Below are 12,735 nucleotides of genomic sequence, written 5' to 3'. Positions count from 1 at the left end.
ACTGGATAAGGAGATCTTACATTATGCTGATTGCTTTAGATATGGATGGAACATTGCTGAACGAAGAAGGACAAATTAGCCCAAAGAACCGCGAGGCGATTATAAAGGCTCAAAATTTAGGTCATATCGTAATTATTGCTACGGGACGCTCTTTTATGGATGCGGAACGACAACTGCGGCTGGCAGATCTGGAATGCCCTGTAGTCAGTCTGAATGGCGCAGTGGTTACATTGTCTGACCACACGCTGGCAGCAAGTAAACCGCTGAAGAAGGAAGACATCATTCCTGCATTACGCTGGATGAACGAAATTCCGGATTTGTATTACGAGGTATACACAGAGGACAACGTATATGTGGAGCTCAATAAACGGGTACGATTAGAGAAACTATCTGCACTAAGTGAAGAAGAAGTACCTGAGGAAGTCAGCTGGCTGCTAAAAGCAATGATCGATCAGCAGTTTCAACAAGCGGCTGTAACTTACGTCGAAAGTATGGAAGAGATCTGGAGTAAAGAAGAAAACGTCATTTATAAAACATTAGCCTTTTCTCTAGAACGGGAACTGCTCAAAGAAGCCTCCACCCGCTTCGCCGCGATCCCTGGCCTTATTATTACAGCCTCCCATGTCAATAATATCGAAATTAACCATGAGGACGCCAACAAAGGCTCCGGTGTAGCTATGCTCGCCGCCCACTATGGCATCCCGCTAACAGATGTAGCCGTAATGGGTGACAGCTATAATGATCAACCGATGTTCGAGGTGGCAGGCTACCGGATTGCCATGGCTAACGCAGCACCGATTCTAAAGGAAATGGCTGAATTTGTTACAGTCAGTAATGCCGAAGATGGAGTGGCGACAGGACTTGAGCATCTTATGGCTAAATTCTGAACCAACATGCCTGGCTTAAATCATAAACTGCCAAAAAAACCTCTAACATCATCCTGAGGATGGGTTAGAGGTTTTTTTAAGATTGTCTTAACTAGTTATAGCTACAGCTTTATACAAGGATGATTGTCCAAGCTCAATGGCTTGGCAAACTCAACGTCTTTTAATAACTCGTTATTCCGCTTATTGTGCATAACACGTGATTCGGATAGCCCTGACTGAATCTCCTTGAGCATTTGACGATTCTCGTCATATAAGGTAACTGCCAGTGTATGATCATCTTGTCTTACAACCAGCTCCATATTGGGCTTAACTTCAAGCGATACCGTTTCGAAAGGAGACATATCGATGATAACTTCCAGTCCCACATTCTTGAATGTATAGGCGTAAGTGATTTCAAGTCCACGGTTATACGTGGCTTCGATCTGTCCCTTTCCTATGTTCACATTATAAGCCAAGGATTCAAGCTCTTGCGGAATTCTTGGAGCAATTGTCAGTGTATTGTTAATCAGGTCTGGACGGATACCTAAGAAATATTGGTACCACACACGCAGGTGCTCAGCATTGGACCAAGCTTGCAGGTATGCACCCGTCAACTTCGCCCATTTCTCATCTTCCTCAGGATAAGCATCCATATTCTCACAAAGTCCACCAACAACACCTAAATTCAAGGCCTGCCAGTTCATATTCTTGAATAGCTGATAGGCCGTTTCTTCCTGCCCTGCTTCAATCATACGCTGCATCGCAATACCATTAAGCCAAATCCAAACCGCACCGTTATGGTAAGCCTCGTCTTTCGGATAATGAGATGTTAAATGAAACGGACGAAACAATGGATGATGTCTATCTAGCGAAGCAACACCCCATGGATAGACCAACTCTTCCCACGCGGTACGAATCGCTCTAGCCTTAAAATCGTTATCATCAAACATTTCAAAAGCAAATAACTGGTTTGGGCGCAGGGAGAATTCCGGCTTATCTTCTGCATCCAGTCTGTCTGCTAAATAAGGATGCGCTTGATCAATGAAATCAACCTCAAAATGGCGCTTCAAGGTTTCAGCAATGCCCTTCCATTTATCTGCATTCACCTTGTCATTCATATATTCAGCAAAGTAAACACCAGCAAGCAATTGGTTATACCAGAGTGCTTGAATATCATTGGCACGGGTATCCCGAGGAGAATATGACTCCAAATTGCCATCCCGGGCATCCATCCAAGTTTCATTATCTGCGTGCTTTAAGTACCCTTTATCATCTACCCAATATTTTATGGAACCTTCAATACTATATTGTACATTGTGATAAAGCTCTTTAATGATCGCTGTATCTCCTGAATACTTAACGTAATCCTGCAACTGGATAATGAATCGCGGCGTACCATCCGTTGTATGGTAATCCACTTTTCCAGGAGACAAGATATTTGGAATTCTACCAAAGTATTTAGAATCTTCGTCCGTATTCTGAAACTCTGCGAATGATAGCAAGATATTTCTAGCCGTTTCGAATTGCCCTGTAACGAGCACGGCGCCTGGAAGAGCTATGAATTGATCCCGTCCCCAATATTCGTTAAACCATGGCAGCCCTGCATAGATACCATCACCCTGCTGTCTAGTAACCAACTGATCCATTGTGATGTTCAACCAATTCATGGCTAAAGTAAACGTATCATCACTGCTGGTTAGATGGGCATTATGGTGTAAGAAATCTTCCATCCGCTTAACACGTTCATCTTTCAAAGTGCTAATATCTTGTCTAGCTTTAAGGATTAAGCTTGCTGCTTCTTCGGATGTCTTACCTGCAGCGATATAATAACCCCCAGCGTTTGCACCGGCAATTAGAACTTCATTATCCATATGCAAAGGTGAAAGGATGATAGCACTAACTGCAATCACCCAATCTCCCTCGATAGCGCTAAAGAACGCGATATGATCCTGTTGGTTTATATAGCTAACATTCTCTCCCCTTAAAACGATGCCCATGTCTTCCTTAGCATTAGCGAGACTAATTTCTAATAGATTATGATAATCCAACAACCACAGCTCTTCTGTAAGATCGGCGTGCTTACGCACCATTTTATAAGGATAGGCCCAAACTTCAGATTGTCGATTGTCTAGCTTCTGTTCACCTACGAATAAGGTGTATCCACCGAAAATTCTATTCTTAGCAATATTAAGTCCCTCAAAAAATGCATGTTCCACATGATCCGTATGATGGGATTGCGTAAAATAAAATGCTGCCTCTTTATTCGTAAATGAAATACTCCGATTGGCTTCTTGAGAGACAAATGTCTTCATGTCATCCAGAATTGATGTATGAACTTGATTACTATTCATTGTAAGCCTCCTACTTGAAAATAGTAGGCCGCTATGAAGCTTCATAGCGGCTGTCTACTAATATTTATTCTTTAACCGAACCAACGACAATCCCTGATACGAAATACTTTTGCATAAACGGATAAATCAACAACAATGGTAGCGTAGAAACTACGATTTTAGCAGCGTTCAAAGTCTTATTCGAAACTTTTGCTAATTCCAATAATTTTTCAGGATCTGTAATGTTCTGAACCTCAACGCTAAGCTGTTGGATATAGGTTTGCAATGGATAATTCGCCGTTTTATTAATATATACCAGGGCACCAAAGTAATCATTCCAATGGCCCACAATAGTAAAGAGCGTAACGGTGGCAAGTGTAGGCAATACTATCGGAAGATAGATTGTTCCTAATATTCTCCACTGTGAAGCTCCATCTATATTTGCAGCTTCCTCTAGAGATTTCGGTACAGCCCGGAATGCATTCATCAGCAAGATAACATTCCCTATCGGTACTGCACCCGGCAAGATCAATGACCAGATGGAGTCTAAAAGATTAAGCTCTTTGACTACCATAAAGGTTGGAATCAATCCGCCTGAGAATAACATCGCGAAGATAACGAGATTCATATAAACCTTCTGACCCGTGAATACTCGTGAACTTTTAGACAATGGATAGGCTGTAAGAATCATCAATACCATATTCACAAGCAGACCTAACACTACCCGTTCTACAGAGATCATGAATGAACGCCAAAACTGGCTGTCAGACAATAATTTTTCATAGGAGCTAAACGTCGGATTAACCGGGAATATACTTACTAGATTTGCGGAAGCCGCCGCATTATCACTGAAAGAGATGGCTACTAAATTGACTAACGGTATGAGACAGGACAAGGCGAACGCTAGAACAAATACCCAGATAATAACATCTGCAATACGACCCTTGATGTTAGATGCGTAAATGGGAGAACCCCCCTTTCTTTAGAAAATACGATAATCCGTAAGTTTTTGGGCCAATTTATTCGCAGAAAGAATCAGTACGATACCAACGACCGACCGTAATAGGCCAACTGCTGTACCTAAGCTGTATTGTCTTTCTACCAGACCCACCCGATAAACGTAGGTATCAATAATATCCGAAGATTCATACACCAAAGGATTATACAGATTGAAGATCTGATCAAAACCAGCATTCAATACATTCGGCAAGTTCAAGGTTGTAACCAGCAAAATAGTTGGCATTAAGCCTGGCAACGTGATGTGCCACAGTTTCTTAAACCGGTTGGCTCCATCAATGGAGCCCGCCTCATAAAGTCCGGGATCAATGGATGTCAGGGAAGCTAGGTAGATGATTGAACCGTACCCAAAACCCTTCCAGACATCTGTTAATACTAGCATCGGTCTAAACCAAGTATTGCTGGCCATAAACAAGACCGGGTCAATCCCAAACCAACTTAACATGGCATTAACAGGACCTTCATAAGAGAAGATATTCATGACTACAGTAGCTAAGATCGCCCATGACAAGAAGTTCGGCAGATAAACAACCGTCTGTATGAATCGCTTAGCAAACTTTACCCGAATTTCATTTAATAACAGGGCAAACACGATGGATGTAAAAGTACCCACGATAATTTTCCATAACGCGATAACGATCGTATTACTGAAAATCTGTTTGCTGTCAGGAATTTGGAGCATAAATTTGAAATTATCAAGACCTACCCAGGATGAACCACTCATTCCCTTAGCCGGAACATAATTTTGAAAAGCCATTATAATACCGAACATTGGAATAAACGAAAAGATAATTAGGAAAATCATTCCTGGCGCCATCATGAGATGGAATGCTGTCTGATCTTTTTTATTTTTCATTTACGGATCATCTCTTTCAACATCATTTGGTTGCTATCGCTTCGTTAACTTCCTTAGTAATTACTTCGCCGCCAGTTTTATTCCAGCTTTCTACAAACTTATCAAATGCGTCAGGTGTTTGCTCACCTGTAATGATCTTCAAGTACATTTCAAGTTCCATTTTAGTAAGTGTCGGCCATTTCAACGTCATGGATGATGTACTTCCAAAGAATAATGGATTCACTTCTTTAATATTAGAGGCTTTCACCAAACTAGCTGTCGTAATACTGGAAGTATATCCAGCCCATGCATTGGAGTCTGGTGTTTCTCCATTCTTCTTACTATCAAGAAATTTCTTATAGGAGTTATAAGCCGTTAAATCCTCATTGCTAGTTAATTTACTTGTATCGCCTGTTTCTAATGCTTCTTTCATGATGTCAACGTTACGATAGAAAGCGTCATAATAATCGATATTAATAGCGAGCGGAGATCCGCCAACATTCATACTCTTATAATCTTCAAATTCTTTCAAAGCTTTTTCATCTTTTTCTTGGTAACGCTGATAGTCATATTGAACACTCACAAGCTTGGCTGCAAGTTCAGGATGTTCAAAGCCTTTGCGAACAACCAAATAACTGCTGGAAGGATTTCCAGTGAACATTGTAAGCGAGCCATCCTCTGATTGTGGGGCAACATAAGATACCCATTCCGCTTCTGGATTCAGCTTAAGCGTGTCAGCCACAGTCCAGCTTCCCCACCAGTTATCCATGAACGACCCACTTTTTCCGCTTGTAAGTAGCGCCTTGCGGTCATCACCAGTACGTACTGCAAACTGACGATCTATCAAGTTATTCTTGTACATTTCAGACAACTTGGTCAGTGCTGGCTTCATCTCTGGTTGAACAGATCCGTATACAGCCTTTCCACTTCCATCATCAATCCACTGTTTTGGATACGCACCATATAGTGAAAAGATATTATTAAATGAGAATTGTCCACCAGAGACACCGGCAACGTTTTCATTATCGACAACAAGACCTAGCGTTTTACCCGCTCCGTTACCACCTGGATCTTTTTCTACAAATTGCTTAATAATGTTCTCGACATCAGCCATTGATTTCGGCTCAGCAAGTCCCAATTTGTCCATCCAGTCTTTGCGAAGCCAGAGGATACCAGGACCATGTGAGATTTCAGTAGTTGGTATGGCCATCAGCTTGCCATCGAACTTTGCGCTATCCAGAACACGACCACCGTAGGAATCATAAATTTCCTTAATTCGATCGCTGGCAGTATTTTCATAAACCTCGGTCAGATCTGCAATCAGATCGTTCTCATAAAGCTGTTGCAATGTCGCGTAGTCAGGAACCACCATTAGATCAGGGATTTCACCGCTTACAATCGCCATCGAAACTTTCTGACTATAGTCTGTACCATCATTGGACTCAAACGAGGTCGTATTTTGAATGTTCAGCTTATCCTTGAAATATCTTGTCCACACATTGTTTGTGGCATTATCTTTCTCATAAGGCGTTCCTGCAAGTGCTGAATAGCTCGTTGCCACTTGTCCAACAGAATAAGTAACTGTTTCAGGATAGGCGCCAAATGGAGTCGTCTGTGCTTCTTTCCATGCAGGATCACTCGCATCTGTCTTTGGGGTAGATGCTGAAGAATTATTAGAACTTGAACAACCTACCATAGCAACAGCTAATAGTGATGCTAATACTATGGAGCTTGATTTTCTCAATTTATGTTTCATTATAAGAGCCTCCCTTTTTCTATAAAAAAACTCGTATTAGAAAACGATTTCAAAGCGCCGGCCAGCTTCAAAAAAATTTATATTGTTACTTCCTTAAGTTTATAGATTATTGCTATCCATCGTAAACGCAAAAAAATTATGTTTTACACAAATAAATACTCATCATTAACGATAATATCGAGGAATAATTGCTACGGTCGAAGATCTTATACTACAATATCAATGTCACTACATGTCGAAAGGTGGTAAATAATGTTATCCATATTGGTGGTAGATGATCATAAGGAGGAGCGAGAGGGGATTGCTTTCCTCATTAAGGAGCTTGGCTTCCCCCTCCAATTGCATGTTGCAGAAAACGGTCGTAAAGCACTTGAATATGTAAGCGCACACTCTGTCGATATTCTATTTACCGATGTGCGGATGCCTATAATGGATGGATTACAGCTAACAAAGGAAGCATTAAAGTTGCACCCCAAATTAAAGGTGATTTTGTTCAGTGGATTCGCTGAATTTGAGTATGCCAAAACAGCCCTTTCCCTGGGCGTATCCGAGTATCTTTTGAAACCGGTTAACATTGAAGCATTCCAAACTACTTTAGAAAAAGTTATTCAGGAATTAAAGAACCAGCAACAAAAAGAAGAAGCGTCACAAAGAAAGCTAAGCTATGTGAGAAAACATCTACTCTTCTCTCTAGTCAATGGCATCGGAAGCCCGCCGCCTCTTCAAGAGCTGTCTATTGAATTACCCAGCCATTACAATAAAATGCTTTTGTTAGAATTCGATAAGCCATTTTTTGAATCTGTGGATTCGGAGTTCGAAGAGTTTGTTCTTGGTTTAGTAGACACATCTGCTGATTACTTAAATCTAAACGGATGTCAGAGTCTACTACTGTTTCCCGAGCAAGAGTCCCCTTCTTCCCAGTTTGATAATAATTCAGCGATGCACCTGCATAATTGCATCTTTGATAAATATAAAGTAAATTGTTATCTCGCTATGAAAGAGGAAGTAACCTCAATACTAGATTTAGGTTCACTTTTGACTTCATTAGAAGAATTGATGGAATATCGTTTTTTTCTCCCAGATACCTTTGTGTTTAATACACAAAATGACTTACATTTCTCTGAGGGCTTGTATCCAGACCTTACAGATAGCCATCTACTAGATCAGATTCGAAATAATCTGAAGGATCAAGATATTTTTAGCTTACGAGCAAATACTGAGATTTTATATCAAAAATACGTACATCAAGTACAGTATTCACATTTATATGTAAAGTATATGTTCTCCACAATCTATCAAGAGATCATGACACAAGCTGCACCTATATCAGAAATGGAGCTGCAGACTGCCGTCGAGATCATATATGGATCTGAAGATTTGCGGGATATCAAAGATATCATATTTGAAGGTATCGCTCGGATTGATCAGAACTCTACTAACCATGAGCCTACTCAGAACCGTGATGTCGATGCCGTCAAACAATATATTGAACAATATTATGCAGATGATCTCAGTCTGGAAATGCTTGCTGCTAAAGTGTATTTGTCTCCACATTATCTTAGCTCCATATTCAAGAAGCAGACAGGCTGTGGGCTTAATAAATATATTAAGAATGTCCGCATGCAAAACGCAAAAGAGTTGTTAACAAATACGCATCAAAAAATATCAAATATTTGCACCGCAGTGGGCTATCGCAATATTTCATACTTCTGCCAAAATTTCAGGGATTTCTATGGGTACACACCAGAAAAATATAGACAGTATAATCAGAAGTCCTCTGTATATCGGGAGGAGCATCATGCAACTTTGGCGGACACTTAAGCAAAATATTCGCGACTTGAAGTTTCAAACCAAGATCATGCTTTCATTTATGTTAATCAGTATGATTCCTGTGATTATATTGGGCAGCTTCTGCTATCAAGAAGCCAAATCATCCCTCATTAAGCAATCCAAATCTGATTTGAAAGCAGCCTTAAATCAAGGGGCTTTAGCTTTAAATAGTCATCTGGATGTCTACAATAAACTCATGAATTTCTTGAGTTTTAATCAGGAAATTATTAATTCAGCTAATCATACCTACACAAGTATGTATGAAATGTATGATCAGTTAACCCATGTGATTGACCAAAATTTCAATACGGCACGGTATCTAAATACAGGTGTAGAACAAATCACTCTGTATACAGGAACCAATCTTTTGGCACATGGCAATACTGTCCGAGCCCTAAATGATATTAAACAGAAACATTGGTACCCGACGTTGATGAAGTCAGTCGATGTCCTGTGGTTTACGGATAATAAGGAGATTTTTGCTGTTCGACGCATTATTAATACGAAACAGAAAGATCCAAAAGAAAATGTGCTGTATGCACGTGTGAATTACGATTCGTTATTCACACCTTTTGACTCCCTACTCTCTCAAGGTTCAGAGATTCTCGTCAAAGATGCTTATGGAAAGTCGATCTATGCCTCGCCTGGTATAGAAGGATATATTCCTTCCAATAGCACAAACAACTTAGATACGCTGCAATGGAAAAATACAAAGTACACTGTATTGCAATCTGAAGTTCCTATATCAGGATGGACAGTGATGTTATGCAAACCTACGAAGATGATTACGAATTCTGCTTGGAAAATCCTTTCGACAGTTGGGCTTGTTATTGTTGCCTGTATTGCTGCCGTTGCTATAACCGCCAATCTATTTTCTCGAAAGTTCAATTCACAAATTAAGCGTCTGCGCAATAATATGCGCACCGTAGAAGAGGGATCCCTGGAAGTCACCGTCACCAGCACATCCAAAGATGAAATTGGGGATCTAATTAGAGGCTTTGGCAATATGGTTGACAAAACAAAAGTGTTAATCGATAAAGTCTACATTGAGGAAATTTCACGAAAAGAATATGAAATGAAAGCCCTACAGGCTCAGATTAATCCTCATTTTCTATATAATGCTCTTTCGCTCATCAATTGGAGAGCCATCCGAATCCATGCAACAGATATAAGTGAAATGGCGCAGCTTCTATCCACGTTCTATCGGACTACGCTGAATAAAGGGAATAATATTATTTCGGTTTCAGATGAACTATTGAATGTACAATCTTATATACAGATTCAGCTTAACATGCATAGCAATAGCTTTGAGATAGAATATCAGATCGACGAGGCTATTCTCTCTTATTACATGCCTAACCTGATGCTTCAGCCTCTAATTGAGAATGCTATTATTCATGGTATTGAGAATAGAGAAGAAGAAGGAAGCAAAATTATTCTATCCGGAGAAATGGTGGAGGAGTGTATCATCTTCAAAGTAAAGGATAATGGCGTTGGCATCCCACAAGAACGACTCAATCTTCTGCTTAAATCCCAGTCTATAGGCTATGGGCTCAAAAATGTAAATGACCGGGCTATGCTAATGTACGGACCAGAGTACGGCTTGTCCATTACCAGTATTCTAGGACTGGGAACGGAGGTCACATTTCGATTTCCATCCAAAAGATACGAAGGTGGCTCAAATCTATAACTCTTTTAAATGCAGTGATGTTAACTAGTTACACTCTAAAATTAAATTCAACCGGGACATGTACGCTGGATTAAACCCGGTTGATTTTTTTCAATCTATTGAATTACAAATGATCAGGAGCGCTTTCCTCCCCCACCCATTCAGCAGAAACACGTACATAATCCCCCACATCAGAAGATGTCACCAGTTCAATAATGATCAATTCGAGTGGCGTAATCGCCCGCAAACCATGTCTCGCACCGGCAGGTACTATAACTGTGTCTCCGGCTGCAACTGCATGAAGAACGCCGTTCATACGGTACTCTCCATTGCCCGAAAGAAAAGACCATATTTCTTTGGTATGCCTGTGAAAATGATAGCTGGTGTGCTTCCCTGCCAACATCGTGATTTTGGAAGTCGTAACCTCAACTCCTGCTGCTGTTCGTGAGAAATCCAGAATGCGTGAGCTCCCCCACCGCTTTTCTTCAATCATCGGCTTCGCGGCATGACCCTCCAGCTTCTGCTTAATCCGTTTCGCCTGCTCGATCCCAGCAACTAAAATACCATCCGCACCCGCCGCCACAATCAAGCCTGGGGCACCGATGACATGTACGGGACAAGAGAGTTCGTTCACTAAATAGGTTCCTTTTGAATCCTCAGAAATGCTCCCCCTGCCAATTACCTTTTCCTGCAAATGAGGGGTAAGCGCATCCCAACTACCAATATCCGCCCAAACTCCGGTGTAAGGAATAACTACCGCTCGCTGCGTATGCTCAAGCACTTCATAGTCAAAACTTCGTTCTGGCAATTCGTCATAACGCTCCACTAGCTCCATGTAATCTGCTGAAAGATTCCGTTCCACCATAGTTGAGAGCAAGTATCCTAATGTGCAGGAGAACACCCCACAGTTCCATAGTCCTCCACAGGAAATGAACTCGGCCGCCGCTAGTTCGTCTGGTTTCTCTGCAAATTGCTTCACATTTAGAAAAGACGTCCCTTCTGAACCTTCACTCGGCAATATATACCCGAACTGTGTGGATGGGAATTCAGGCGTAACACCGATCAGGGCAATATCCGCTTGTGATTCGGACAGCACGCTGGGAAACTGCCGAAGCTGACTGAAAAAAGAAGCCTCCACATAAGAATCCACCGGAATGACCACAACGATCTCTTCTAAGTCTATTTTCTTCACGGAATGCAAATAGCTCGCCGCCAATGCAACTGCAGTAAAAGTTCCCCGCTTCTGTGGCTCCGCCAGTAAAGCAACCTGATTGCCAACAGATTTGCGGGTAATTTCCACCTGACTGCGATGGGTTACAATGCAGCTTGAATCTAACAATCCTGCCTCATCCAGCCCTCTGCATACTCGCTCGATCATCGACTCCATGCCGCCATTTTCTGTTGGGAGAAGTCTTAAAAATGCCTTTGACCTGATCTCATTCGACAGCGGCCACAGCCTCTTCCCCGATCCCCCTGAAAGGAGCACGATCTGCAACGCTATCGCCCCCCTGCGCTGGACTTACTACTCGGTGTTCTCACATACCCCTTCCGTTTATGAAAAGACAATGATCTATACTTTTCCGCCAGCTCATTCAGCTTCTGCTTGGACAGCTGACCTGCATTCATATGGAGGCCTTTATTGCGTGCTTTTTGGATCTTCATGCCCCCACGATCCTTCGAATACAGGTAATTCCCATAAGTTTCGAATTCAGAAAAAGCAAATTGCTTAGTTCGGTTCATACTGTGTATAATCGCCGAATACCAAGGCTTCTGATGCTTTGCTTCAATCTCTCTTTTCATCTGAGTCAATTGGCTGCGTTCAAACAGCATATAATGCGTCACAAAAGAAGAAGCAGATGCCGCCTTCTTACCCATTAGCTTCCTATAGGTTGTAAAGTACTGAGGCTGACTCCAATTACGACTGTAAAAAATCGTCTTTCCCTTCTCACGGAATCGATGAGGAGCGATTAAGACCGTATCTGCATCGATGACTAAAAAATAGTCAGCCGTACACAGCTTGTCACCATTCAGCTTCAACAATTGCTGGAACAACCAACCGGATCTTTCCCATTTCCGTGAACGGTAATGGATATCTTTTTTTGTAATCGGAAGGACTGTATTCTCATCGACAAAGGTACAGCCCTTTTTTCGGCAGAAATCCAGTATACGAGTCTTTTTTGGAGCAACAATCAATATACGACCTATCGGATGCTTAACATGTGTTCGGACAGCGTCAATAACATAGGGGAGTGTAGCCAAATCTTTCTCGATAGCCGGAATCAGTACATCTATGGTAACGGCATGTCTTATGCGGACCTTATTGGGCGAGGGCATATGGTCATCTCCATATCATGATTTTGCTTTAGGATATGAGGATAATAAGGAAAGGGAATGGGCTTTAATGTAAACTTAAGAGAGGACAAGGGGGGGAT

9 protein-coding genes are annotated in these 12,735 nt (G+C 41.5%); 3 read left to right on the top strand and 6 right to left on the bottom strand.

Annotated elements, in window-relative coordinates:
* Window positions 1-23: 23 nt before the first annotated feature.
* On the top strand, window positions 24-887 hold the full coding sequence (locus ACFWMP_RS24230) for a Cof-type HAD-IIB family hydrolase (protein ID WP_379424893.1): 864 nt from the start codon (window positions 24-26) through the stop codon (window positions 885-887).
* A 101-nt stretch (window positions 888-988) separates the two neighbouring features.
* Here the strand turns inward: ACFWMP_RS24230 and ACFWMP_RS24225 are convergent, their stop codons facing one another.
* The 4 genes from ACFWMP_RS24225 to ACFWMP_RS24210 all read right to left on the bottom strand — a co-directional run bounded on the left by ACFWMP_RS24225 (window position 989) and on the right by ACFWMP_RS24210 (window position 6,804).
* A complete protein-coding gene (locus ACFWMP_RS24225) occupies window positions 989-3,217 on the bottom strand; it encodes an amylo-alpha-1,6-glucosidase (protein WP_379424892.1) in 2,229 nt (742 codons plus the stop codon).
* Between the two features lie 64 nt (window positions 3,218-3,281).
* Window positions 3,282-4,160 carry a carbohydrate ABC transporter permease gene (locus ACFWMP_RS24220; protein WP_042184238.1) on the bottom strand — a complete coding sequence of 293 codons (879 nt, stop codon included), beginning with the start codon at window positions 4,158-4,160 and terminating at the stop codon, window positions 3,282-3,284.
* Between the two features lie 18 nt (window positions 4,161-4,178).
* Window positions 4,179-5,069 (bottom strand): ABC transporter permease, encoded by an 891-nt coding sequence (locus tag ACFWMP_RS24215; protein ID WP_042184236.1) that lies wholly within the window; start codon window positions 5,067-5,069, stop codon window positions 4,179-4,181.
* A 22-nt stretch (window positions 5,070-5,091) separates the two neighbouring features.
* On the bottom strand, window positions 5,092-6,804 hold the full coding sequence (locus ACFWMP_RS24210) for a type 2 periplasmic-binding domain-containing protein (protein ID WP_052404119.1): 1,713 nt from the start codon (window positions 6,802-6,804) through the stop codon (window positions 5,092-5,094).
* Between the two features lie 252 nt (window positions 6,805-7,056).
* On the opposite strand from ACFWMP_RS24210, the gene ACFWMP_RS24205 reads away from it, so the two are divergent.
* A complete protein-coding gene (locus tag ACFWMP_RS24205) occupies window positions 7,057-8,625 on the top strand; it encodes a response regulator (protein ID WP_042184233.1) in 1,569 nt (522 codons plus the stop codon).
* A complete protein-coding gene (locus ACFWMP_RS24200; protein WP_042184231.1) occupies window positions 8,603-10,324 on the top strand; it encodes a sensor histidine kinase in 1,722 nt (573 codons plus the stop codon). Before ACFWMP_RS24205 ends, ACFWMP_RS24200 begins: the two co-directional genes overlap by 23 nt.
* Before the next feature lie 103 nt (window positions 10,325-10,427).
* On the opposite strand, the gene ACFWMP_RS24195 is transcribed toward ACFWMP_RS24200, so the two are convergent.
* Entirely contained in the window at window positions 10,428-11,789 is a 1,362-nt protein-coding gene (locus ACFWMP_RS24195; RefSeq protein ID WP_231573461.1) for a sugar phosphate nucleotidyltransferase, read from the bottom strand.
* 11 nt (window positions 11,790-11,800) lie between these two features.
* Entirely contained in the window at window positions 11,801-12,637 is an 837-nt protein-coding gene (locus tag ACFWMP_RS24190; RefSeq protein WP_340973795.1) for a DUF6492 family protein, read from the bottom strand.
* Between the last annotated feature and the right edge of the window lie 98 nt (window positions 12,638-12,735).

Source organism: Paenibacillus sp. NPDC058367 (assembly GCF_042723305.1).
Taxonomy (GTDB): Bacteria; Bacillota; Bacilli; order Paenibacillales; family Paenibacillaceae; genus Paenibacillus_AQ.
This window is presented reverse-complemented; position numbering and strand designations above follow the sequence as displayed.

Coding starts and splice junctions, on each gene's coding strand:
- ACFWMP_RS24230 (WP_379424893.1), top strand. CDS start 24: ATGCTGATTGCTTTAGATATGGATGGAACATTGCTGAACGAAGAAGGA.
- ACFWMP_RS24225 (WP_379424892.1), bottom strand. CDS start 3,217: ATGAATAGTAATCAAGTTCATACATCAATTCTGGATGACATGAAGACA.
- ACFWMP_RS24215 (WP_042184236.1), bottom strand. CDS start 5,069: ATGAAAAATAAAAAAGATCAGACAGCATTCCATCTCATGATGGCGCCA.
- ACFWMP_RS24210 (WP_052404119.1), bottom strand. CDS start 6,804: ATGAAACATAAATTGAGAAAATCAAGCTCCATAGTATTAGCATCACTA.
- ACFWMP_RS24205 (WP_042184233.1), top strand. CDS start 7,057: ATGTTATCCATATTGGTGGTAGATGATCATAAGGAGGAGCGAGAGGGG.
- ACFWMP_RS24200 (WP_042184231.1), top strand. CDS start 8,603: ATGCAACTTTGGCGGACACTTAAGCAAAATATTCGCGACTTGAAGTTT.
- ACFWMP_RS24190 (WP_340973795.1), bottom strand. CDS start 12,637: ATGCCCTCGCCCAATAAGGTCCGCATAAGACATGCCGTTACCATAGAT.